Origin of the sequence: Pseudotabrizicola formosa, assembly GCF_002900965.1 — a bacterium.
GTDB lineage: Bacteria > Pseudomonadota > Alphaproteobacteria > Rhodobacterales > Rhodobacteraceae > Pseudotabrizicola > Pseudotabrizicola formosa.
Genome location: NZ_PJOM01000007.1, coordinates 20,920 through 43,366 on the forward strand (window position 1 = coordinate 20,920; position 22,447 = coordinate 43,366).

Here is a 22,447-nt window from a genome sequence, read left to right on the forward strand (position 1 = left end):
TTACCTGTTCACAAATATCCTCTGGGGGTCCGGGGGGCGAAGCGCCCCCGGTTCGCCCTCAGTCCCCTTGAAACACCGGTTTCTCTTTCGCGACAAACGCATGATAGGCGCGCTCGAAGTCGCGGGTCTGCATGCAGATCGCCTGGGCCTGGGCCTCGGCCTCGATCGCCTGTTCCAAGCCCATATTCCATTCCTGGTTCAGCTGGGTCTTGGTGATGCCATGTGCGAATGTCGGACCCGCCGCCAGCCGGTCCGCCAGCGCCAACGCCGCCGCCTCCAGTGCCTCGGGCGCGTGCAGACTGTTCCAGAAGCCCCAGGCGTGGCCCTCCTCGGCCGAAAGGCTGCGCCCGGTATAGAGCAGCTCTGCAGCCCGGCCCTGTCCGATGATCCGGGGCAGCATCGCACAGGCCCCCATGTCGCAGCCCGCCAGCCCGACGCGGGTGAACAGGAACGCGCATTGTGCATCGGGCGTCGCCAGCCGAAGATCGCTTGCCATGGCGATGATCGCCCCGGCACCCACACAGATGCCGTCCACCGCCGCGATGATCGGCTTGCCGCATGCGATCATCGCCTTGACCAGATCGCCCGTCATCCGGGTGAAGGCCAGAAGCGCCTTCATGTCCATCCCCACCAGCGGCCCGATGATGTCATGCACATCACCGCCCGAGCAGAAATTGCCGCCGTTCGAGGCAAAGACGACAACATCCACATCGGTTGCATAGGCCAATGCGCGAAAGGTGTCGCGCAGCTCGGCATAGCTGTCAAAGGTCAGTGGGTTCTTGCGGTCGGGACGGTTCAGCCGGATCACGGCAACCCTGCCGGCGATCTCCCACAAAAAGTGCTGCGGTTGCAGCCCGGCAAGCTCTGTCATTGTGATCCTCTGGCGCGTTTCAGGATATCGGTCATCAGGTCAACCTCTTCTTCGGTCAGCGCGCCAAAGATACGGTTTACCTCTGCCTCGTGTTCCGCGGCATAGCGGTCAAAACGCGCCAGACCCTCGGGCGTGAGCGCGACATAGATTGTTCGGCGGTCAGCATCGGAGGGCGTCCGCCGGACCAGCCCGTCCTTTTCCAGCCGGTCGACCACCGCCGTCGCATTGCCGTTTGACACCAACAGCATGCGCGACAGGTCGCTCATGCTGATTCCATCGCGGCGACGCCACAGCGCAGCCAGCACATCAAAGCGGGGCAGGGTGGTGTCATGCCTGACCCGCAGGAATTCGCGCAGCTCGCCCTCGGCCGAGCGGGTGACACCCAGAAGGCGCACCCAGAGTTTCAGCCGGCGCTTGGACAGCGGATCGCTCACAGCTCGCCCCCGGCAATCGCAATGGCCTGACCATTGATAGACTCGGACCCCGGCGCGCAAAGCCAGAGCGCGGCTGCGGTGACCTCGGCGGGCCGGATCAGGCGCTTTTGCGGATTGGTCGCAGCAAGGGCGGTGCGGGCCTCTTCGGCTGTTTTGCCGGTCTTTTCCGTAATGGTCGCGATGGACCGGTCGGTCATCTCGGTGTCAAGAAATCCGGGGCAAAGCGCGTTGACGGTGACCGGCTTGCGCGCCACTTCCAGCGCCAGTGAGCGGACAAGGCCAACCGTCCCGTGCTTGGCCGCCGCATAGGGTGCGGCATAGGCATAGCCCTTGAGCCCTGCCGTAGAGGCAATGGCAATAAGCCGCCCCCAGCCCGGCAGCTGGGCAAGCCCTGCCTGAAAGGTCAGGAACACGCCGGTCAGGTTGGTGGCGATCATCGCGTTCCAATGCTCTGCCGTGACCTTGCCAAAAGGCGCGCTGTCGGCGGCTCCGGCATTGGCGATGACGATGTCGCACGGCCCGGCTTCGGCAAAGGCGCGGGTCAGGTCGGGGACCGAGGTCACATCGGCCAGCACGTGACGCGCGCCCGTCGCTTCGGCCACCGCGCGCAAGGGCGCCTCGCGTCGGCCGCAGATCACCACCTCGGCTCCCGCTTCGGCAAAGCCGTGCGCAAGATCGGCCCCCACGCCGCTGCCGCCCCCGGTGATGAAGGCACGTTTGCCGGTCAAAGGGGCGCCCGCCAGCGTCATGCCCGGATCGTCTCTTGCTGACGCTGGCGCAATCGGAAGGCCAGATCGCGCCCGCCCTTGTAAGGGGCTGGCCAGTCGCTGGCGGTGTCGCCCTGTTCGGCGGCGGCATGCAGAGTCCAGTACGGATCGGCCAGATGCGCGCGTGCAAGGCAGACCAGATCGGCGCGCCCGGCCATCAGGATGCCGTTCACCTGATCCCAGTCGGTGATATTGCCCACCGCCATGGTCGGGATGCCCGCCTCGTTGCGGATGCGGTCGCTGAACGGGGTCTGGAACATGCGGCCATAGACCGGTTGTTCCGCCGGGTCGGTCTGGCCAGAGGATACGTCGATGATATCGGCCCCCGCAGCGCGAAATGCGCGGGCAATCTCCACCGCCTCCGACGGGGTCACGCCGCCCTCAATCCAGTCATGCGCCGAGATGCGCACCGACATCGGCTTCGCTTCGGGCCAGACGGCGCGCATGGCGGTGAACACCTCCAGCGGATAGCGCAGGCGGTTTTCCAGACTGCCACCATAGGCATCGGTCCGGGTGTTGGTCACCGGGCTGAGGAAAGACGCCAGCAGATAACCATGTGCCGCATGCATCTCGATCATGTCGGCGCCAATGCGTTCGGCCATCCGGGTGGAGGCCACGAACTGCGCCGTCACTTCGGCCATGTCCGTTTCGGTCATCGCGCGGGGGGCTGCATTTTCCGGCTTGTAAGGAATGGCAGAGGCCGAAAGGGTTTCCCAGTTTCCGCTGGTCAGAGGCAGATCCATGCCTTCCCAAGCCACGCGGGTCGAGCCCTTGCGGCCCGAATGTCCGATCTGCAGGCAGAATTTCGCGGTGGTCTCGGCATGGATGAAATCGGCAAGCGTTTTCCACGCCGCCTCGTGCTCGGGCGCATACAGTCCCGGACAGCCCGGTGTGATGCGCCCCTGCGCCGAAACGCAGGTCATCTCGGAATAGATCAGCGCTGCCCCGCCCTTGGCGCGTTCGGCGTAATGCGCGAAATGCCAGCCGGTCGGACAGCCATCCACCGCCTTGTACTGCGCCATCGGCGACAGCACGATACGGTTTTTCAGCTCCATTCCCCGCAGACGATAGGGCGCAAACATCGGGTGGCGCCCGGGCTGGCCGCCCGCCTGGCTCTGAAACCAATCCTCAGCCTGCCCCAGCCAGTCCGGATCTCGCAGGCGCAGGTTTTCATGGCTGATCCGCTGCGACCGGGTCAGCAGGGAATAGGTGAATTGCACCGGGTCCATATCGAGGTAGCGTTCCACCTCCTCGAACCACTCAAGGCTGTTGCGCGCCGCCGATTGCAGCCGCAGCACCTCGATCCGCCGCTCGTCCTGATAACGCGCAAAGGCAGCCTGCATGTCGGGTTCCGCGTGCAGATACTCGGCAAGCGCAATCGCACTGTCAAAGGCCAGCCGCGTGCCTGACCCGATCGAGAAATGCGACGTTGCCGCCGCATCGCCCATCAGCACCACATTTTCGTGATACCATCGGTCGCAAATCACCCGCGGAAACTGCATCCACACCGCAGACCCGCGCAGATGGGCCGCGTTCGAGATCAACGCATGCCCGTCGAGATGCGCAGCAAAGATCGCACGGCAGGCCTCGACCGTCTCTTCCTTGGTCATGTCTGGAAAGCCCAGCTTTTCCCAGGTCTCGGGCATGGTTTCGACGATGAAGGTCGCGGTATTGTCGTCGAACTGGTAGACATGGGCCCAGACCCAGCCATGCGCGGTCTTCTCGAAGATAAAGGTGAAAGCCCCGTCGAATTTCTGATGCGTGCCCAGCCACACGAATTTGCAGGTGCGGGTGTCGATGTCGGGGCGGAACACGCTCTCGTATTCGCGCCGGACCACGCTGTTCAATCCGTCGCTGGCGACCACCAGATCGTAGTCCTGCCGGTACTCCTCGGCCGATTTGAACTCTGACTGGAATTGCAGGTCGATCTGCAACTCCCGCGCCCGCTCCTGCAAGAGGATCAGCATCTGCTTGCGCCCGATCCCGGCAAACCCATGTCCGCCGGACACTGACCGCACCCCGTCATGGATCACGGCCAGATCGTCCCAATACTTGAAGTGGCTGCGGATCGCGTCCGTGCTGACAGGATCGTTCTTCTGCATCCGGCCAAGGGCCTCGTCCGACAGAACGACACCCCAGCCAAAGGTATCGTTGGCCTTGTTGCGTTCAAGCACGGTGATCTGATGCGACGCATCGCGCAGCTTCATGGAGATCGCAAAGTAAAGACCCGCAGGACCGCCGCCAAGGCACAGAACCTTCATCGCCAACTCTCCCTTGCTTTGGCTTCAAGGTTGCACCGGCCCAAAATAATTTCAAGCCTAAAATATTCGAGCTTGAAGCAAGCCGGACTTCGTGCCTTTCTTGGGGGCATGGAGCATCTTTTGATAACCACGATGGGCGGCTGGACCCGTCTGACCCTGAACCGCCCGCATGTGCGCAATGCACTGAACACCGGGTTGCTGGCCGATATTGCGGACGCGCTGGCAGTAGCGGCGGCCGATCCGGCCTGTCGCGCGGTGCTGATCGGTGGGGCAGGCGGCGATTTTGCCGCAGGGGCCGATGTAGACGAGATTGCCACCAAGACCTCTGCCGAAGGCGCGGTCGATCCGCGCAAGGGGCATTGGGCGTCAATCCGCGGTTTCGGCAAGCCGCTGGTGGCCGCGGTCGATGGCTTTGCCCTTGGCGGCGGGCTGGAACTGGCGCTGATGGCCGACCTGCTTGTGGTGGGACCAAAGGCAAAGCTGGGGCTGCCCGAAACCAGTCTGGGCCTGATTCCCGGCGCGGGCGGCGGGCAAAGGGTGCTGGCGCGGGTCGGGCCCGCGCGCGCCGCACGGCTGGTGCTGCTGGGCGAGATCATCGACGGGCCCACCGCGCAGGACTGGGGCCTTGCGTCTCATCTGGCCGAAGACCCGCTGGCCGAGGCCGAGGCGCTGTGCGCCCGCGTTGCCCGGCGCGCACCGCTGGCCTTGCAGGCCGCCAAGGCCGCGCTGATTGCCGGGGCCGAAACTGCGCTGGCCCTGCAAGCCGAACGCGCAGGCTTCGAGGCGCTGCTCGACACCTCTGACAAGACCGAAGGCATCCGCGCCCTGAAAGACAAGCGCAAACCGGAGTTTCGCGGATCATGACCACCATTGCCGTTGCAGGTCTGGGCACCATGGGCCTTGGCATCGTGCAGACCTATGCAGCTGCCGGGTTTCACGTGCTGGCGACTGACAGCTTTGCCACCGTGCGCGACAGCGCGCCGGACCGGTTGCGCAATGGCCTTGCGCCGCGGGTGGCGGCGGGCAAGCTGGCCCAGACCGAACTGGACGCGTTGCTGGCGCGCATCCAGATCGTGTCGGGCCCAAAGGCGATGGGAGCGGCACAGTTGGTGATCGAGGCAGTGGTGGAACAGCTTCCGGTAAAACAGGCGCTGTTCGCGGCACTGGAAGACGTGGTTGCCCACAATGCGGTGCTGGCGACCAACACCTCATCGCTGCGGGTCGCCGCGCTGGCAGAAGGCATGGCCCATCCCGCGCGGCTGCTGGGCCTGCATTTCTTCAATCCGGCCCCGGTCATGAAACTGGTCGAACTGGTTGCGCATCCGGGCACCTCTGACGCTGCTCTGGCAACCGCCCGCACGCTGACCGAAGCGGCGGGCAAGACCGTGATTGCCTGCCCCGACCGACCCGGCTTCATCGTCAACCGCTGTGCGCGCCCGTTTTATGGCGAGGCCCTTGCCTTGCTGGAAGAAGGGCGCAGCGCGGCCGAGATCGACGCGGCGATGATGGCGGCGGGCTACCGGCTGGGGCCCTTTGCGCTGATCGACCTGATCGGGGCCGACATCAATCTGGCCGCCACCCAAGGGCTGTCAGCGGCAATGGATGGGCATCCGCGCTATCACGTGTTCGATGCCCTGAAGCAGCAGGTTGCCTCAGGTCATCTGGGGCGCAAGACCGGGCAGGGGTTTGTTTATCCCTCTGCCGCGCAGAACGCACCCGCGGATGCCGCCGCCATCGCCGCCCGGATCGAAGCCGCACTGGCAAACGAGGCGGCCTGGCTTCTGGCCGAAGGCGGCACAAAACCATCGGGCATCGACACGGCCATGATGCTGGGGCTGAACTTTCCACGCGGGCCATTCCAGATTCTCACATCTCGGCCGGGACTGCGGGCTGATCTTGCAGCGCTGGAGGCCGCGGCTCCCCCGTACCTCAAGGGCCGCTACAAACCTGCCCCGCTCATTTAGCGGGGCTATCCGCCTTCCGCCGTTCGGGCCGACTGGCGAAGGGCCGCGATCATCGTCTCGGCGGCAGGCGACAGGCGCGCGCCGGCGCGGGTCGAAATGCCGATGGGGCGCTGCGTTGTCGGCAAGGGAATGTCCAGCACCTGCACCCGGCCCGACCGCGCCTCGAACCGTGCAAGCTGAACCGGCCAGACCACCAGATAATCCGCCTGCAACACCAACGCGAGGTTGGTCAGGATTGACACAGACTCCACGCTGTGCGGCGGTGCCGGCAACCCCGCCGCGCGAAAGCCTTCGTCAATCTGTCGGCGCAGGCTGGTTTCCTGCGGCGGCAGGATCCAGGGCTGATCCATCAGATCCGCCAGCCTGAGCCCAGGCCGCAACACCGGATGCCCGTGCCGCACCACGATCTGCGCGAAATCTTCGGCCAGTTTCTCTTCAGCCACCCCGCTGCCGCTGGCGAAAGCGGGCAGACGGCCGATGACAAGATCGATCTCTCCGGCCCTCAGCAGTGGCATCAGAACGTCATTTGTGCCCTCGATCACCTTGACGGCCAGATTGGGGCGCGCCTTGCGGACGGCAGCGATGGCATCAGGCAGGATCGACACCGCCGCCGAGACCAGCACCCCCACGGCCACCCGACCGCCAGAGCCGGTGCGCAGATCCTCCAGTTCTTGCCCCGCATGGCGCAACTGGGTCAGCACCAGCCGGGCATGGGCCACCAACACCGCCCCCGCCGCCGTTTCGCGCACGCCGCGGTTGGTGCGGTCAAACAGCCGGGCGCCAAGCACGGCCTCGGCCTCTTGCAGCGCCTTGGTCACCGAGGGCTGCGTCAGGTTCAACGCCTGCGAGGCACCCAGCAGCGTGCCTTCGCGGGCGATGGCATCGATCAGCATCAGGTGGCGCAGCGACAGATGGGTCTCAAGCCGGGCCAAATTTGATATTCCTTTTGCGACTATCCAGCTTCGATTACTTCATTTGCTTTTATAGAGCCACTGCGGATTGATGGAGCAAGGCAACCGACAGGCTTTCCTATGACCGACTATCCCGATCTGCAGCTTTTCATCGACGACCGCTGGCGCAATACCGCTGACACGCTGCCGGTGCTGAATCCGGCGACCGAGGCCGAGATCGGGCGTCTGCCCGTAGCGCGCCAATCCGATCTTGACGATGCACTGGACGCGGCCGAGCGCGGCTTCCGGGTCTGGTCCCGCACGGCGCCACGCGTCCGCGCGCAGATCATCCTGCGGGCGGCCAGCCTGTTGCGAGACCGGGGGCCGCAGATCGCGCCTGCCATCACGATGGAAAACGGCAAACCACTGGTTCAGGCGCGGATGGAGGTGATCCGGGGGGCCGAGTTTCTCGAATGGGACGCGGGCGAAGCGCAGCGGCTTTATGGTCATGTGGTGCCATCGGCTCCGGGTATCCGCTACAGCGTGCTGCGTGAACCGGCAGGCGTGGTGGCCGGGTTTTCGCCATGGAACTTTCCGCTCAGCCAGCCAGCCCGCAAGATCGCGGGCGCTTTGGCGGCGGGCTGCGCCATCATCCTCAAGGCGGCAGAGGAAACCCCGGCAGGGGCCATTCATCTGGTGCGGGCCTTTCAGGATGCGGGGTTGCCGCCTGGCGTGCTCAACCTTGTCTTTGGCCACCCGGCCGAGATTTCCAGCTATCTGATTCCGCAGGACCGGGTGCGGGTGGTGGCCTTTACCGGATCAACCGCCGTGGGCATCAGCCTGACGGAACTGGCGGCACGCAGCATGACGCCGGTTCTGATGGAACTGGGCGGCCATGCGCCAGTGATCGTCTGCGATGATGTCGATCCACAGGCGGCGGGCGTGATGTCCGCTGTCCGCAAGGCGCGGAACTCGGGGCAGGTCTGCACCTCGCCCACGCGGTTTTTCGTCGCCGAAAGGTCATTCCACAGCTTTGCCACCGCTTTTGCGGACCGCGCGGGCCAGGTGCGCATCGGCAACGGGCTGGACGCGGGCACCGAGATGGGACCTGTCGCCAATGCGCGCCGGATCGCGGCCATGGAAGCGCTGGTCGAAGATGCGCGCGGCAAGGGCGCGCGCGTGCTCTGCGGGGGGGTGCGTCCGAAGGGGCCGGGCTATTTCTTCCCGGTCACCGTATTGGCTGATGTGCCACAGGACGCAAGGGTGATGCGCGAGGAACCCTTTGGTCCGATCGCGGTGATCAATCCGGTTTCGGATCTGGACGACGCCATCACCCGCGCCAATGCGCTGCCCTTCGGCCTTGCGGCCTATGCCTTCACCCATTCCGCCGCCAATGTCGACCGGCTGACGGCGGACATCGAGGTAGGCAACCTGTCGATCAACACACTCGAGGCCTCGGTGGCAGAAGTGCCCTTTGGCGGGGTGAAATACTCGGGACATGGGCGCGAGGGCGGGGCAGAGGGGCTGCATCATTACACCGTTACCAAGACCATCTCGCACCGGATGGAATTGGAAGCCGAGCCAAGCGTTGCAGGGGGAAAGCCATGAAATACAGCCGCAAGGACGCCAAACCCCACGCCTTTGCCCATATGCGCGGGATCTGGGCGGCAGCGTTAATGCCGTTCCGCGACGATCTGTCGATCGACGAAGAGGGCTTTGCCGCCAACATGCACCATTGGATCGAAGACCTGGGAATCGACGGTTTTTTCATCGCCGGGAAACAGGGCGAGTTCTTTTCGATGTCGGTGGATGAGCGAAAGCGCGCGTTCGACCTGGCGGTAAAGGCCGCAGGCGGGCGGGCGCAGACCATCATGTCCTGTTCGGATCAGAACATGGATGTGGTGATCGACCTGGCCCGCCATGCGCAATCCTGTGGGGCGGATTACATTGTGGTGCACGCACCGGTTTTGCACTTCTTCCAGGCGCAGGACGAGACGCTGTTGCGCTATTACGAAACCATCGCCTCAAAGGTGGATATCGGCATCGCTCTGTGGTCGCACCCCGACTCCGGCTATTTGATGAGCCCGCAGCTGTGCAACCGGCTGGCTGATATCGAGACGGTGGTGGCGATCAAGTATTCCACACCCCGCCCGATGTATGTCGAACTGTCGCGCCTTGCCGGAGACCGGATGATCGTCTCGACCGCGTCCGAGGAGGAATGGCTGGACAACATCCTCGACCTCGACTGGCGGCTCTATCTGTGCTCCTCGCCCCCCTATCTGTCGCAAACCGCCAAAGACCGAAGGATGCGCGCCTATACGGACGCGGCCTTTGCCGGACGCGTCGAGGAAGCGCGGCTGATTCGTGACAGCCTTGCCCCGGTGCGCGCGGCACTGCGCGACACCCGTCCGGCCGAAAAGCCCCATGCGCATCAGAAATACTGGCAAGATCTGTTGGGGCAGACTGGGGGCAGGGTGCGCCCGCCCTGCCTTGACCTGACGCCTGACGAGAAAGCCGCGACCGAAGCCGCCTTTGCCGCCTGTGGCCTGACCCTCTGACCCGAAGCACTGAAAGGAAGCTGCCGATGACCCGTCTTGCCGCCTTCAATTTCCAGAAGTGGATCGACGACCACAAGCACCTGCTCAAACCCCCGGTGGGCAATCAGATGGTGTTCAAGGATGCGGGTCTGATGGTCACGGTGGTTGGTGGGCCCAACCAGCGCACCGATTATCATGACGACCCGGTGGAAGAGTTCTTTTACCAGCTGAAGGGCGACATGCTGTTAAAACTGCACGATACTGCGACGGGCGAGTTTTACGACGTGCCGATCCGTGAAGGCGATATTTTCCTGCTGCCGCCCCATATACGCCATTCGCCGCAGCGTCCGCAGGAAGGATCCATCGGGCTGGTGATCGAACCCGCCCGGCCCGAAGGGGCGCTGGATGCGATCGAATGGTATTGCTTTGCCTGCAAGGCCCGGGTGCACCGGGCCGAGGTCGATCTTGTGTCCATCGTGGACGACCTGCCGCCGATCTACGCGGCTTTCTATGCCGATGAGAAAGCGCGCACCTGCCCGCAATGTGGTGAAATTCATCCTGGCAAGGTGCCACCTGCGGACTGGGTGAAGTTATGAATGTTTTAGGCTTGAAATAAATTTCATCCCTGACAGTATGAAGAAAAGAAAAAACAAGATCACACCAACAACCGGGAGACTGAGATGAAGAAACTGCTGACTTCCACCGGCATGCTGCTCGCCCTGATGGCCCCCGCCTATGCCGAAGCGACGAAAATCGGCGTCATCACCACGCTGACCGGGCCTGCCGGCTATTTGGGCGAACAGATCCGCAACGGGCTGACACTGGGGCTGCAAGCGACGGGCGTCGAATTTGAGCTTGTGGTCGAGGATGATGCGCGCGACCCGAATACAGGCGTGCAGGCTGCTGACAGAATGCTGAATGAGGAAGACATCAAGATCCTGACCGGGATCGTGTTTTCCAATGTCTCGGGCACCGTGGTGCCGGAAACGGTCGATTCCGGCGCGATCTATGTCAGCCCGAATGCGGCACCGTCCAGCCTTGCAGGCGCCGAATGTCACCCGAATTACTTCGTGGTCAGCTGGCAGAACGACACGCTGCACGAGGCATCGGGCGCAGCGGCAAAATCGCTTGGCTATACCACCGCCGTGGCGCTTGCCCCGAACTATCAGGCCGGGATCGACGCCATCGCCGGATTCAAGCGCGAATTCGGTGGCGAGGTGACCGAGATCTTCACCGGGGTGGAACAGTCGGACTTCGCCGGTGAGATGGCGCAGATCCGCAATGCCGCGCCACAGGTCGTGTTCCAGTTCCATCCGGGCGGGCAGGGCATTTCCTTCCTCAAGCAATATCAGCAATCAGGCCTGTTGGGCTCGGTGCCGATGGTGCTGTCGGAACCATCCTATGATGGCGTGATCCTGCAGGCCGTCGGCCCTGCCGCCGTGGGCTTGACCGGCACGACGCATTGGAACGCCGATTTTGACAATGAGGCGTCAAAGGCCATGGTTGCCGCATGGGCGGAAGCACATCCGACAACTCCCCTGACCACCTATGGCCAGCAGGCCTATGACACCGGGCTGTTGATCGGGACCGCGCTGAACGCCGTGGGCGGCGACGGCGATGTAGAGGCGCTGCGTGACGCCATCGCCTCGGCCGAATTTGCCTCGACCCGTGGCAACTTTGCCTTTGGCCCGAACCAGCACCCGATCCAGGACTGGTACATGACTGCAATCGAAGCGGATGCAGATGGCAATCCGGTGATTGTGACCAAGGACAAGATCCTTGAGGCGCGTGGCGACGTCTATTCCGCCGATTGCCAGATGTGATCCGGCATGGCTCCGGGGGCATCGGCTCCCGGAGCATCCCGCCCCCCCTTTTTCCGCTGACGGCCTGACCAAGGAGGCAAGCAGATGATCCTGCTCTTCGAGCAGCTTTTGAACGGGCTGCAATATGGCGTCACCTTGTTCTTGCTGGCCGCCGGTCTGACGCTGATCTTTGGCATCATGGGGGTGATCAACCTCGCCCACGGAGCGCTGTACATGGTCGGTGCCTTCGCCGGGGCATGGGTTTCGATCCAGACCGGATCGTTCTGGGCAGGTCTGGTCTCGGGGCTGGCCGCTTCGGCGGTCGCAGGCATTCTGGTAGAGCTTGGCATCATGCGCCGGCTTTATGCGCGCGACCATCTGGATCAGGTGCTGGCGACTTTTGCGCTGATCCTGATCTTCAACCAGTCCACGATCCTGATCTTTGGCCGTCAGCCCCTGTTCACCTCGTTGCCGCCGGTGTTTTCGGGGTCGGTCGAGATCCTGCCGGGGCTACCTTATCCGACCTACCGGCTGTTCGTGATCGCGGTGGGACTTGCGGTTGCGGTGGGGCTCTACCTTCTGATCAACAAGACCCGCGTCGGCATGCTGGTGCGGGCCGGAGCCACGCACCGACAGATGGTGCGGGCTCTTGGCGTCAATATAAAGGGCCTCTACACAGCCGTTTTCGGGCTGGGCGCGCTGCTGGCCGGGCTGGCGGGGGTGATGGCCTCACCCATCCTTGCGGTGCAGGTCGGCATGGGGGACGAGATCATCCTGGCCACCTTTGTCGTCGTGGTGATCGGCGGGGTCGGCTCGGTCAAGGGAGCCTTTGTCGCGGGCCTCTTTCTGGGGATGACCGATACCATGCTGCGCGCCTTTCTGCCGACACTGTTGCAACAGGTCATGCCGGGGCCAGAGGCACAGGCGCTGGGGGTCGGCATTTCTTCAATGGGGATCTATCTGATGATGGCAATCGTGCTGCTGTTCCGCCCACGCGGCCTGTTCGCGGCGCAGGGTTAAGCCAATGAAACGCGAATACCTCGGGATGATCGCCGTTTTCATCGCCCTTGCCCTTGTGCCCTTTGCCGCTGAATGGACGGGGCAATCGAGCTGGGTCAGGCTGGTCGGTCAGGCGTTGATCTTCGGAATGGCGGCGGCAAGCCTGAACTTCATCCTGGGCTATGGCGGGATGATCAGCTTTGGCCATGCCGCCTATTTCGGGATCGGCGGCTATGTGGTGGGCATCCTGTTTCACCACCACGCGGCGGGCACCGCGTTTCTGGGCCTGATCCCCGGCACCGACCAGATGCTGATCACCCTCCCGGCGGCCATTGTGGTCAGCGGGATGGCGGCGGCGCTGGTCGGGGCTCTGTCGCTGCGCACAGGGGGCGTGCAGTTCATCATGATCACACTGGCCTTTGCCCAGATGTTTTTCTTTCTGTTCGTCTCGCTGAAAACCTATGGCGGCGAAGATGGCATCATGGTGCGCCGCACCAATTCCCTGCCCGGGCTCGACATGCGCGACCGCGCCACGCTGTACTGGGTCGTGCTAGTCTGTGCTGCCGCCTATTACCTGTTCCTGCGCCGCCTGGTGCAATCGTCGTTCGGCCAGATCATCGCGGGCATCCGGCAGAACGAACGGCGAATGGCGGCGCTTGGCATCTCGACCTATCGCTACAAGCTGTATGCCTTTGTCCTGTCAGGCATGGGCGCGGGGCTGGCCGGGGCGCTGATGGTCAATTTCCTTCGCTTTGCCTCACCTGACATGATGCATTGGTCGCGCTCGGGCGAGTTCATGATCATGGTTATCCTGGGCGGCGTCGGCACCTTGGCCGGACCGTTCATTGGCGCGGGCGTCCTGTTTTCGGTCGAAGTCACGCTGGCCAAATATACCGAACATTGGATGCTGCCGGTCGGAATTCTGCTTTTGCTGGTGGTGCTGACCGCGCGGGGCGGACTGATGTCGCTGATCCGCCGGGTGACGGGGGGCGGGAAATGAGCCATGTGCTTGACATCCAGGGTCTGACCAAAACCTTCGGTGGGCTGACCGCCACCGACAACGTCAGCCTGACGGTGAACAGCGGTGAAATTCACGCGCTGATCGGGCCAAACGGGGCCGGCAAATCGACCCTGATCAATCAGATCTGCGGCGAGATCCTGCCCAATGCCGGGCGCATCACGCTTGGCGGGCGCGATATCACCGCACTGGCCCCCGCCGACCGGGTGGCACTGGGGCTTGGCCGGACGTTCCAGATCACATCACTGCTGGATGATATGACCGTGCGCGCCAATCTTGGCATGGCGGTGCAGGCGCGCGCGGGTGGCAATTTCCGCATCTTCGACCGTGCCGCCAGCCGCGCCGCCGTCTGGGATGAAGTGGATCAAAGCCTGTCGGGGTCTGCGCTGGCCGTTCGCGCCGATGTGCCTGTGGCAGACCTCGCCCATGGCGAAAAAAAGCAGCTCGAACTGCTGATGGCCCTGTCACAACGGCCGCGGCTTTTGTTGCTGGACGAGCCGATGGCCGGTCTGGGCCATGTGGAAAGCCAGCAGATGATCGACGCCTTGCGCGCCGCGCGCAAGGATTGCGCGATCCTCCTGGTGGAACATGACATGGAGGCGGTCTTTGCGCTGGCCGACCGGATCACGGTGCTGGTCTATGGCCGGGTGATTGCGGCGGGGTCTGCCGAGGACATCCGCGCCAACCCGGACGTACGCGAAGCCTATCTGGGAGAGGAGGACGCCTGATGCTTTCCGTACAGAATCTTCAGGCCGGTTACGGTGCGTCACAGGTGCTGTTCGACATTTCGCTGAGCATCAAGGAAGGTGAAGTTGTTACCCTGATGGGCCGCAACGGCATGGGCAAGACCACCACCGTGCGCACCATCATGGGCCTTCTGCCGCCGCGCGGCGGGGCGGTCGAATACGACGGCCAGGCCATCGGCGGCCTTGCGCCGGAAAAGGTGGCGCGGCTGGGGTTTGGTCTGGTGCCCGAGGGGCGACAGGTGTTTCCCACGCTGACGGTTCGTGAAAATCTTGTGGCCACGGCCGCCAACCGGCTCGGAGCCAAATCGCCCTGGACGCTGGCGCGGATCTATGACCTGTTTCCGCGCCTTGGCGAGCGGGCCGGGCAGATGGCGAGTACGCTCTCGGGCGGCGAACAGCAGATGCTGGCCGTGGGCCGCGCATTGATGACCAACCCGCGCCTTCTGATCCTGGATGAGGCGACCGAGGGGCTGGCCCCGGTGATCCGGTCGGAAATCTGGCAGGTGGTTGAAAGGCTGAAGCGCGATGGCCAGTCGATCTTGCTGATCGACAAGACATTCTCGGTGCTGAAGCGGCTGGCTGACCGGCATTTCATCCTGGAAAAGGGCACGACCGTCTGGACCGGCACCAGTGACGAGCTGACCCGCGATCAGGCGCGGGTGCAAGCCTGGGTCGGCATCTGATGCGGCTGGTGCTCATCGGTTGGGGGGCGATCGGGCGCGAGGTATCGCGGCTTTTGGTTGCACGTGGCGCGGCGGTGTCCCTTGTCGCACTGGGCCTGCGTGAGGCGCGCGCGCTGCCCTATCCGGTGATCACCGACCCTGGCGCACTTGCCGCCCAAGCGCCAGATCTGGTGGTAGAGGTCGCAGGGCGCGCCGCCGTGCTGCCCTGGGGCCGTGCTGCGCTGATGGCAGGAGCGGATTTCGTGCCGGCCTCGACATCTGCCTTTGCCGAGGCGGGCGTGCTGGAGCAGTTGGTCGATTGTGCCCGCAGGGCCGGCCGTCAGGTGTTGATCCCGCCCGGTGCCCTTGGCGGGATAGACGCACTGTCGGCGGCGGCGCGAATGCCGCTTGCGCGGGTGGTGCATGAGGTGACCAAACCCCCCCGCGCCTGGACCGGTACGCAGGCCGAAACGCTGTGTGCGCTTGGCAGTCTGACCGCTCCGTACTGCTTTTTCGAGGGCACGGCAGTCGAGGCGGCCCAGCACTTTCCGCAAAATGCCAATGTGGCCATGATCACGGCACTGGCCGGACTCGGGCCAGCGACCGTGCTGCGCATGATCGCCGACCCCGCAGCATCCACAAACCGCCACCGCGTTGTGGCAGAGGGCGACTTTGGCCGGATGGAGGTGGTGCTGGAAAATGCCGCCCTCGCCCAGAACCCAAAATCTTCCGCCCTCACCGCGCTGTCGCTGGTGCGGTTGATAGAGAACCGCGTAAACCCTCTGGTGATCTGATGCTTGATGCTGACCTGCCCCGTGCTCGGCTCGATGCCGATTACACCGCCCGCGCCACCGTGACAGAAGCGGAGTTCGCCCGCATTCTTGGAGCGTATCAGACCTTGTCCGATGCGGCGCATGACCTGCCCGGCACCCGCGCAGGGCTGACATTCTGTGAAGAGACGAGGTTGCAACTGGACTTGTTCGGCACGGCACCGGGAGAGCTGCGCCCCTTGGTGATCTTCATTCACGGTGGGTATTGGCGGGCGCTGTCGCGGGCACAATCGGCCTTTGCCGCGCCGATGCTGGCAGAACAGGGCATTGCACTGGCAGTGCCGGATTATCGTCTGGCTCCGGCGGCCAGCATGACCGAGATCATCACCGACTGTCGCCGCGCGCTGGCTTGGTTGTGGCACAATGCCGAAGATCTGGGCGTCGATCGCAGCCGCATCACGGTGACCGGATCATCCGCCGGTGGCCATCTGGCGGCAGCGATGGCCCAGCCCGGATGGCAGGCGGCGATGGGCCTGCCCGACCAGCCGCTGCACGCCTGTCTGCCGGTGTCGGGCCTGTTCGATCTTGCGCCGCTGGCGGCCAGCCATGTGCAGGACTGGATGCGTTTCACTCCGGATGAAACTGCCCAAAGCCCGTTGAACCACCCGGCCATCGGGTTGCGCGGCGCGCTCGCCCTTGCCGCGGACAGCGGGGAATCCGCAGGCTTTCACCGCCAGACCGAGGCCTATGCGGCAGTCAGCGGCTGGCCCGTAGACCGGATCGCCGGACGCAACCATTTCGATGTGATCCTCGACCTGACCGATCCGGAAAGCACCCTGTCGCGCCGCCTGCTGGAGCTTGCGCGCTGAAGGTCTGTCGCGGAACCGGAAAGTGGCCGTGGAAAACGCCGCCCGCAGACCGCGAAGAGGCCATGGATCAATCTCTGCTTGAGAAGGCAGGTAAAGAGGCCAACGCTCATGGATGCGCCGCCACCGGCGCTTCAGCCTTTTGCGTGGTGACAGAGCCAGCATTGCACCGCTGATTTCAGGAACCTTTGCCGTCTTGGACGGGTTGATTTTGCATCATCAAGCCTGTGACCAAGCCGAAAGGGATGATCTGTGTCCATCCGCCTGCCAACCAAGCGACCTATCAAAACCGGTCAAGTTTCGCCCAAGCCAATACCCGCCGACGGATCAGACGTCGAAGATCCGGGCAGGTCGGCGCAGCTATGACGGGGGCACAACGCGCATACCGCAAAAGCTGGGGTGCGGAACTGGTTGAGGGCGGGGTCTCCTTTCGTCTCTGGGCCCCGTCACAAAGCCGGTTGACGCTGCGATGTGACGGGCAGGACCACCCGATGACGCCAGAAGGCGACGGCTGGTTTGTGCTGACCGTTCCCGGCATCGGTGCGGGGGCGCAATATGGGTTCGTTCTGGAAGACGGGCGCATGGTGCCCGATCCTGCCGCCCGCGCGCAGGCAGGTGACGTACATGGCCCGTCTGTGGTGACAGATCCACGCGCCTTTGCGTGGTCGCCTTGGCAGGGCCGCCGCTGGCACGAGGCCGTGATCCTGGAGCTGCACGTCGGAACCTTCACGGCGGAGGGCACCTTTCGTGCCGCGATCGAAAAGCTGCCACATCTGGTCGAAACCGGCATTACCGCCATTGAGATTATGCCAGTGGCGCAATTCGCCGGTAACCGGGGCTGGGGCTATGATGGGGTTTTGCCCTATGCGCCCCACACCGCCTACGGCAGCCCCGATGATCTGAAAGCGTTGATCGATGCCTGTCACCAGCATGGTCTGATGGTGCTGCTGGACGTGGTTTATAACCATTTCGGACCGGAAGGCAGCTATCTGTCCACCTACGCACCCGACTTTTTCAATGCCGGCCGCCACACGCCCTGGGGCGATGCCATAGCCTTTACCCGCGACCCGGTACGTCAGTTCTTCATAGAAAACGCCCTGTACTGGATGGAAGAATTCCACCTGGACGGGCTGCGTCTGGACGCGGTGGATCACCTGTACGACACGTCGGACCCCGAGATACTGGTCGACATTGCACAAGCGGTGCGCGCGCGGTTTCCCCATGCTCATCTGACCACCGAGGACAACCGTAACATCACCCATCTGCACCAGCGGGACGGCGAAGGCCGACCACAGCTTTATACGGCAGAATGGAATGACGACTTTCACAACGTTGCCCATGTCATCGCAACCCACGAGAGCGAGGGGTACTATACGGATTTCGTCGAGGATCGCTGGACCCTGTTTGCCCGCGCGCTGGCGCAGGGCTTTGCCTGGCAGGGTGAGGTGATGCCAAGCAGCGGCGTGGCGCACGGAGAGCCTTCGGCCCATCTGCCCCCGTTGGCCTTCGTTGATTTTCTTCAAAACCATGACCAGATCGGCAATCGCGCCTATGGCGAGCGGCTGCTGGCACTGTCGTCGTCGGACATGGTGCGGGCGTTGATGACGATCCACCTGCTGTCGCCCCATGTGCCTTTGCTGTTTATGGGAGAAGAATTTGGCGCGACCCAGCCCTTTGCCTTTTTCACCGATTTTCACGGTGATCAGGCAGAGGCGGTGCGAGGGGGGCGGCGGGAGGAGTTTGCCAGCTTTGCTGCCTTCAGGAAGAAGGAGATGCGGCGTACCATTCCTGACCCGAACGATCCGGCCACCTTTGCCGCCTCGCGTATCGACTGGAACCAGGCCGCATCGCACGCAGGGCGCGACTGGCTGGCCTTTACGCGTGGGTTACTGAACCTGCGACGGATTTGGGTCATGCCGCATCTGGCGGGGGCAAAGGGGCACGCGGGGCAGGTTCTGATGGCAGAGGATGGGCTGGTCGCGGTGGACTGGCAGCTGGACGGGATGCGCCTGCAATTGCGGGCCAACCTTTCCAACGACTCCGCAGATCTGCCACCGGCAACAGGCACCTGTTTCATAGGACAACCCGGGGCGCTTGCGGCCCTGCATGTCGCCGTCTGGGCGGAGCCTTCTTCATGAGTCCAAGCGCGTACCCGACCCTATGACATTCAGTCTGTACTAAGGAGCCTGATGCAGGCAGCAGCGGCAGACAGCTGTGCACGGGCGACAGACTGGACAGAGCGAGCGCACAGATCTGAAGCGGCGGATCGAGGATGGCATAGGCCCAATCGGGCCAAAACAATTCACCTCTACCTGAACAGGGCGGTCACTCTGTCACCGCATAGGGCGGTGTCTGTGGGCCACTGTCCTCCCCCTGAGCGTCCTGACGTGTGCCTGCGATCATGTACAAAAGCAGAGCAGCCAGAACCACGAGGAGAATGACAGAAGGTGCGAGGCGCATGGGACTCATCCTTTGTGTTCATGTTTGCGGGACTGACCCTGCATATGGACTATTCGGGCAGAGCATAGGCCAATATGTAATCACCCGGGTCGGTCCCGACCGATCCGTGCCCGCCAGCGACCATCACCAGATATTGGCGACCGTCCTGTTCATAGGTCATTGGCGTTGACTGACCGCCCGCAGGCAGCCGGGCGCGCCAGATTTCATCGCCAGTGGTCAGGTCGTAACCGCGCAGGTAATTGTCAACCGTTGCACCCAGAAAGGCCATTCCGCCGCCGGTGATGATCGGACCACCGATGCCTGGCACCCCCAGCTCGAACGGCAGTGGCAGCGGGGTCATGTCGCGCACTGTGCCATTCTTGTGCTGCCATAGGGTTTCGCCGGTGCGCAGGTCCACCCCTGCGACATATCCCCATGGCGGTGCCGCGCACGGCACCTGCAGCGGCCCCAGAAACGGACCCATGACCACACCATAGGGCGCACCCTCATTGCGGTTCAGACCCTGTTCGCTGGCGGTTTCGCCCTCCACCGGGTCTGGAATCTGATCGCGCGGCACAAGGCGTACGGTAAAGGGCAGATAGGTTGGCATGCCAAACACCACCTGCCGTACCGGGTCCACCGCGACCGACCCCCAGTTGAACACCCCGAAGTTACCAGGATGAACGATGGTTCCATTCAGCGACGGCGGGGTATAGCGGCCCTCGTAGTTCAATCGGTGGAGTTGGATACGGCAGGCCAGCTGATCCAGCATCGTGATGCCCCACATATCCGCGCCGGTCAGCGGATCGGGCATGAAGGTCAGCGCCGAAACCGGCTGTGTCGGGGCGGTGAAATCCTCGGGGATCGCGCCGCCCGGCGCGGGAACCTCGGTCACATCTATCAGTGGCGTGCCGGTGCGGCGATCAAGAACATAGATGTCACCCTGTTTGGTGGGCTGGACCAGCGCCGGAATGTCAGTGCCATCGGATTGCGTCAGATCAACCAGCACCGGCTGCGCGGGCACGTCCATATCCCAAAGATCATGGTGTACGGTCTGGAACACCCATTCGCGCTGCCCGGTGGCGACATCCAGCGCGACCACCGACGAAGAATGCTCTTCAACCGCGGGGCTGCGGCCCATCCCCAGTTGATCGGGTACCTGATTGCCGAGCGGAATATAGACCAGCCCCAGCGCCTCATCGACGGAAAAGATCGACCAGCTGTTGGGCGAGTTCGCGCTGTAGGTTTCGCCCCCGGCTATGTCGATCGGCTCGGTCTGATCCGGGTTGCCGGCATCCCAGTTCCAGATCAGTTCGCCGGTATCAATGTCGAAGGCGCGGATCACGCCCGATTGCGAATAGATCGAGAAATTGTCATTCACCGCCCCGCCGATGATGATCCGGCCGTCAACGGCGACGGGTGGCGAGGTGGAATAGTAATAGCCTGCCGGATTGTAGGGCATCCCGGCTTCCAGAGGCAGTTCACCGTCATCCGCGAAAAACGTGCAGCGCGCGCCGGTGTCTGCGTCCAATGCGATCAGCCGGGCGTCTGCCGTCGGCATATAGACCCGCCGCGCGCAAAGCCCGTCATCCGTCGCGCCGGCCGGGCTTTCCCAATAGGTCACGCCCCGGCAGGTCTGATGCTGGCGGTCCGGGTTCATCCCGGAATTGGCGTCATAACGCCAGCGCTCTTGCCCCGTCGCCGCATCAAGTGAAATGGCGATGTTGTGGGGGGTGCAGACATACAGGCTGTCGCCAACCTTGAGCGGCGTCACCTGATAGGTGGTTTCGGTCACATCTTCGGGCAACTTTACATCGCCTGTCTGATAGGTCCATTCCAGTTCCAAAGCGTTCACATTGGCCGGGGTAATCTGGTCGAGCGGCGAATAGCGCTGGCCGTACTGGGTGCGCCCGTACTGGTGCCATTCGCCATCCGGGAAATCTGCACCCATCGCGGGATCGGCGTTTACAACCTGATCGGGCAGTCGTCCGGCCAGATCATGCGGGTCCTGAAACATCGCGTAAACCGCCACGCCAACGCAGACCAGAGAGGAGACCGCAACCGGCAGGGCGGGCGGCCCGCTGCGGATAGGGGCCGGGCTGTTCGGGGCGAAGCCACGCCGGTCTGCCCCCCGCGCCGTTGGCACCAGCAGCAAAAGACCCAAAATGACGATGATGCCGCCGCGTGGGGCCAGCTGCCACCAGTCAAAGCCAACCTCCCACAGGGCCCAGCCCAGCGTGCCGACCATCAGCGCCGCGTAGACCCATGTTGCCAGCGGGTTGCGCGTCCGGATCAGCCAGGCAGTCATCAGCAGGACCAGCCCTGCGATGAGATAGTACCAGCTGCCCCCTAAAACAGCCAACCACCCCCCTGCTGCCGCCAGCACACCCCCTAACAAGGCAAACACAATCACCGTCAGTAGTTTCATTGTGGAACGTCCCCCGTGCCGCTTCTGAAATCCCTGCATTGTGAACCGTTCGGGCGAGAGAATGTTCCCTGACAATCAATGCGGCCGCAATATGTCGGGTGACACCGCAGAGATCATGGTAGCACAGCGTCAGAGTAACGCCTGAGCCGGACAGAAACGGCATCCACGAGAAAGGCGCGCAGCGGTCAAGCTGCGCGCCTTGCCCTGTAAGATCGGCGGGTTTTGCATTTCCGCTGATCATCGCCCTTGGCACCAGCACCGCCGTTTTTGCGCAGGACGCCACGAGCGGAACAGGTACCGGCATGGGTGCCACCGGCACGCCACTTGATAGGAGCGACACCATCGATGGAGCCGCCGGAACGGAAACGACCGCCGATGGGACGGGTACGATCACGGGCTCCGGTACAGATGGCACGGCATCCGGAACCAGCGATGCGATGCTGAGCGCTTCGGCAAACGTCAGCCAGATCTGCGCTGTCGTTTCAGATCTCTGACACCAGACCGAGACTGGCAAATCAGAAACCGGCAGCCGGGGCAGGACCGCATCATGCCCCGGCCTTTTCTGGCGAACGGCACCGTATCGCTGAACAATGATCATCTGACGGCAGGAGCATCCGATGCCACAAGGGGACAAATCCAAATATACGGACAAACAAAAACGCAAGGCCGAACATATTGCGGACAGCTACGAAGAGCGGGGCGTCGATAAGGAAGAGGCGGAACAGCGTGCCTGGGCCACTGTCAACAAGGACGACGGCGGCGGCAACAAAAGTTGCTCCGGACGCGGAACCCACACTGGAAACCCGGCCGCAAAAAAGGGCGGCGAAAAGGGTGGTGAGGCCTCTGCTGCACGGCCGGCCGAAGAACGCTCCAAATCCGCGCAAAAAGCGGCTGAAACGCGAAAGAGGAATGAAAGCGGCGGCTGACTCCGCATGTACTGATAAATGGCAGTGCGGTCAGACGCTAGTCTGTCCGTGTTCCCCGCCCCGCTGA

General features: G+C 63.4%; 21 protein-coding genes. 14 read left to right on the plus strand and 7 right to left on the minus strand.

Annotated features, from left to right (window positions below; all coding sequences use genetic code 11):
• Positions 1-58: 58 nt before the first annotated feature.
• Genes CXR43_RS16825 through CXR43_RS16840 form a run of 4 tightly spaced genes read right to left on the minus strand, consistent with a single transcriptional unit; the run spans position 59 to position 4,333 of the window.
• Positions 59-871 carry an enoyl-CoA hydratase family protein gene (locus CXR43_RS16825; RefSeq protein ID WP_103336220.1) on the minus strand — a complete coding sequence of 271 codons (813 nt, stop codon included), beginning with the start codon at positions 869-871 and terminating at the stop codon, positions 59-61.
• Complete coding sequence (locus CXR43_RS16830) at positions 868-1,305, minus strand: MarR family winged helix-turn-helix transcriptional regulator (RefSeq protein WP_103336222.1); 438 nt, start codon at positions 1,303-1,305, stop codon at positions 868-870. The genes CXR43_RS16825 and CXR43_RS16830 overlap by 4 nt, the downstream gene beginning before the upstream one ends.
• The gene (locus tag CXR43_RS16835) at positions 1,302-2,054 is read right to left on the minus strand and encodes an SDR family NAD(P)-dependent oxidoreductase (RefSeq protein WP_103336224.1); all 753 of its coding nucleotides are present in this window, start codon (positions 2,052-2,054) and stop codon (positions 1,302-1,304) included. The genes CXR43_RS16830 and CXR43_RS16835 overlap by 4 nt, the downstream gene beginning before the upstream one ends.
• Positions 2,051-4,333 (minus strand): bifunctional salicylyl-CoA 5-hydroxylase/oxidoreductase, encoded by a 2,283-nt coding sequence (locus tag CXR43_RS16840; RefSeq protein ID WP_103336227.1) that lies wholly within the window; start codon positions 4,331-4,333, stop codon positions 2,051-2,053. Before CXR43_RS16840 ends, CXR43_RS16835 begins: the two co-directional genes overlap by 4 nt.
• A 120-nt stretch (positions 4,334-4,453) precedes the next feature.
• On the opposite strand from CXR43_RS16840, the gene CXR43_RS16845 reads away from it, so the two are divergent.
• Positions 4,454-5,197 (plus strand): enoyl-CoA hydratase-related protein, encoded by a 744-nt coding sequence (locus CXR43_RS16845; protein WP_210402119.1) that lies wholly within the window; start codon positions 4,454-4,456, stop codon positions 5,195-5,197.
• A complete protein-coding gene (locus CXR43_RS16850; RefSeq protein ID WP_103336233.1) occupies positions 5,194-6,297 on the plus strand; it encodes a 3-hydroxyacyl-CoA dehydrogenase in 1,104 nt (367 codons plus the stop codon). Before CXR43_RS16845 ends, CXR43_RS16850 begins: the two co-directional genes overlap by 4 nt.
• 5 nt (positions 6,298-6,302) lie before the next feature.
• Here the strand turns inward: CXR43_RS16850 and CXR43_RS16855 are convergent, their stop codons facing one another.
• The gene (locus CXR43_RS16855) at positions 6,303-7,229 is read right to left on the minus strand and encodes a LysR substrate-binding domain-containing protein (RefSeq protein ID WP_103336236.1); all 927 of its coding nucleotides are present in this window, start codon (positions 7,227-7,229) and stop codon (positions 6,303-6,305) included.
• A 99-nt stretch (positions 7,230-7,328) separates the two neighbouring features.
• On the opposite strand from CXR43_RS16855, the gene CXR43_RS16860 reads away from it, so the two are divergent.
• The 11 genes from CXR43_RS16860 to treZ all read left to right on the plus strand — a co-directional run bounded on the left by CXR43_RS16860 (position 7,329) and on the right by treZ (position 18,725).
• Positions 7,329-8,795, plus strand: coding sequence for an NAD-dependent succinate-semialdehyde dehydrogenase (locus tag CXR43_RS16860; protein ID WP_103336239.1), 1,467 nt, complete (start codon positions 7,329-7,331; stop codon positions 8,793-8,795).
• A complete protein-coding gene (locus CXR43_RS16865; protein WP_103336242.1) occupies positions 8,792-9,745 on the plus strand; it encodes a dihydrodipicolinate synthase family protein in 954 nt (317 codons plus the stop codon). Before CXR43_RS16860 ends, CXR43_RS16865 begins: the two co-directional genes overlap by 4 nt.
• 26 nt (positions 9,746-9,771) lie before the next feature.
• Entirely contained in the window at positions 9,772-10,320 is a 549-nt protein-coding gene (locus tag CXR43_RS16870; protein ID WP_103336245.1) for a 3-hydroxyanthranilate 3,4-dioxygenase, read from the plus strand.
• A gap of 84 nt (positions 10,321-10,404) precedes the next feature.
• Positions 10,405-11,547, plus strand: coding sequence for an ABC transporter substrate-binding protein (locus tag CXR43_RS16875; protein WP_103336247.1), 1,143 nt, complete (start codon positions 10,405-10,407; stop codon positions 11,545-11,547).
• Between the two features lie 84 nt (positions 11,548-11,631).
• Complete coding sequence (locus CXR43_RS16880) at positions 11,632-12,546, plus strand: branched-chain amino acid ABC transporter permease (RefSeq protein ID WP_103336249.1); 915 nt, start codon at positions 11,632-11,634, stop codon at positions 12,544-12,546.
• 4 nt (positions 12,547-12,550) lie between these two features.
• Positions 12,551-13,525 (plus strand): branched-chain amino acid ABC transporter permease, encoded by a 975-nt coding sequence (locus tag CXR43_RS16885; RefSeq protein ID WP_103336251.1) that lies wholly within the window; start codon positions 12,551-12,553, stop codon positions 13,523-13,525.
• A complete protein-coding gene (locus CXR43_RS16890) occupies positions 13,522-14,271 on the plus strand; it encodes an ABC transporter ATP-binding protein (RefSeq protein ID WP_103336253.1) in 750 nt (249 codons plus the stop codon). The genes CXR43_RS16885 and CXR43_RS16890 overlap by 4 nt, the downstream gene beginning before the upstream one ends.
• A complete protein-coding gene (locus CXR43_RS16895; protein ID WP_103336256.1) occupies positions 14,271-14,972 on the plus strand; it encodes an ABC transporter ATP-binding protein in 702 nt (233 codons plus the stop codon). The genes CXR43_RS16890 and CXR43_RS16895 overlap by 1 nt, the downstream gene beginning before the upstream one ends.
• Positions 14,972-15,745, plus strand: a complete 774-nt coding sequence (locus tag CXR43_RS16900; protein ID WP_103336258.1) for an aspartate dehydrogenase — start codon at positions 14,972-14,974, stop codon at positions 15,743-15,745. Before CXR43_RS16895 ends, CXR43_RS16900 begins: the two co-directional genes overlap by 1 nt.
• Positions 15,745-16,590 (plus strand): alpha/beta hydrolase, encoded by an 846-nt coding sequence (locus tag CXR43_RS16905; protein WP_103336260.1) that lies wholly within the window; start codon positions 15,745-15,747, stop codon positions 16,588-16,590. The genes CXR43_RS16900 and CXR43_RS16905 overlap by 1 nt, the downstream gene beginning before the upstream one ends.
• A gap of 359 nt (positions 16,591-16,949) precedes the next feature.
• Positions 16,950-18,725, plus strand: coding sequence for a malto-oligosyltrehalose trehalohydrolase (gene treZ / locus CXR43_RS16910; RefSeq protein ID WP_103336264.1), 1,776 nt, complete (start codon positions 16,950-16,952; stop codon positions 18,723-18,725).
• 187 nt (positions 18,726-18,912) lie between these two features.
• Here the strand turns inward: treZ and CXR43_RS18195 are convergent, their stop codons facing one another.
• Together CXR43_RS18195 and CXR43_RS16915 are read right to left on the minus strand one after the other, a co-directional pair.
• Positions 18,913-19,047 (minus strand): hypothetical protein, encoded by a 135-nt coding sequence (locus tag CXR43_RS18195; RefSeq protein WP_267134650.1) that lies wholly within the window; start codon positions 19,045-19,047, stop codon positions 18,913-18,915.
• 49 nt (positions 19,048-19,096) lie between these two features.
• The gene (locus CXR43_RS16915; RefSeq protein WP_103336266.1) at positions 19,097-21,454 is read right to left on the minus strand and encodes a glucose/quinate/shikimate family membrane-bound PQQ-dependent dehydrogenase; all 2,358 of its coding nucleotides are present in this window, start codon (positions 21,452-21,454) and stop codon (positions 19,097-19,099) included.
• A gap of 617 nt (positions 21,455-22,071) precedes the next feature.
• Between CXR43_RS16915 and CXR43_RS16925 the strand changes: the two genes are divergently transcribed.
• Entirely contained in the window at positions 22,072-22,380 is a 309-nt protein-coding gene (locus CXR43_RS16925) for a type II toxin-antitoxin system RelE/ParE family toxin (RefSeq protein WP_103336272.1), read from the plus strand.
• Positions 22,381-22,447: the final 67 nt, after the last annotated feature.

Bases quoted from the DNA above. Each gene is read 5' to 3' on its own strand.
- CXR43_RS16825 (WP_103336220.1), bottom strand. From the start codon at position 871: ATGACAGAGCTTGCCGGGCTGCAACCGCAGCACTTTTTGTGGGAGATC.
- CXR43_RS16915 (WP_103336266.1), bottom strand. From the start codon at position 21,454: ATGAAACTACTGACGGTGATTGTGTTTGCCTTGTTAGGGGGTGTGCTG.
- CXR43_RS16875 (WP_103336247.1), top strand. From the start codon at position 10,405: ATGAAGAAACTGCTGACTTCCACCGGCATGCTGCTCGCCCTGATGGCC.
- treZ (WP_103336264.1), top strand. From the start codon at position 16,950: ATGACGGGGGCACAACGCGCATACCGCAAAAGCTGGGGTGCGGAACTG.
- CXR43_RS16885 (WP_103336251.1), top strand. From the start codon at position 12,551: ATGAAACGCGAATACCTCGGGATGATCGCCGTTTTCATCGCCCTTGCC.
- CXR43_RS16905 (WP_103336260.1), top strand. From the start codon at position 15,745: ATGCTTGATGCTGACCTGCCCCGTGCTCGGCTCGATGCCGATTACACC.
- CXR43_RS16925 (WP_103336272.1), top strand. From the start codon at position 22,072: ATGCCACAAGGGGACAAATCCAAATATACGGACAAACAAAAACGCAAG.
- CXR43_RS16880 (WP_103336249.1), top strand. From the start codon at position 11,632: ATGATCCTGCTCTTCGAGCAGCTTTTGAACGGGCTGCAATATGGCGTC.
- CXR43_RS16865 (WP_103336242.1), top strand. From the start codon at position 8,792: ATGAAATACAGCCGCAAGGACGCCAAACCCCACGCCTTTGCCCATATG.
- CXR43_RS16870 (WP_103336245.1), top strand. From the start codon at position 9,772: ATGACCCGTCTTGCCGCCTTCAATTTCCAGAAGTGGATCGACGACCAC.
- CXR43_RS16835 (WP_103336224.1), bottom strand. From the start codon at position 2,054: ATGACGCTGGCGGGCGCCCCTTTGACCGGCAAACGTGCCTTCATCACC.
- CXR43_RS16850 (WP_103336233.1), top strand. From the start codon at position 5,194: ATGACCACCATTGCCGTTGCAGGTCTGGGCACCATGGGCCTTGGCATC.
- CXR43_RS16900 (WP_103336258.1), top strand. From the start codon at position 14,972: ATGCGGCTGGTGCTCATCGGTTGGGGGGCGATCGGGCGCGAGGTATCG.
- CXR43_RS16895 (WP_103336256.1), top strand. From the start codon at position 14,271: ATGCTTTCCGTACAGAATCTTCAGGCCGGTTACGGTGCGTCACAGGTG.
- CXR43_RS16890 (WP_103336253.1), top strand. From the start codon at position 13,522: ATGAGCCATGTGCTTGACATCCAGGGTCTGACCAAAACCTTCGGTGGG.
- CXR43_RS16860 (WP_103336239.1), top strand. From the start codon at position 7,329: ATGACCGACTATCCCGATCTGCAGCTTTTCATCGACGACCGCTGGCGC.
- CXR43_RS18195 (WP_267134650.1), bottom strand. From the start codon at position 19,047: ATGCGCCTCGCACCTTCTGTCATTCTCCTCGTGGTTCTGGCTGCTCTG.
- CXR43_RS16840 (WP_103336227.1), bottom strand. From the start codon at position 4,333: ATGAAGGTTCTGTGCCTTGGCGGCGGTCCTGCGGGTCTTTACTTTGCG.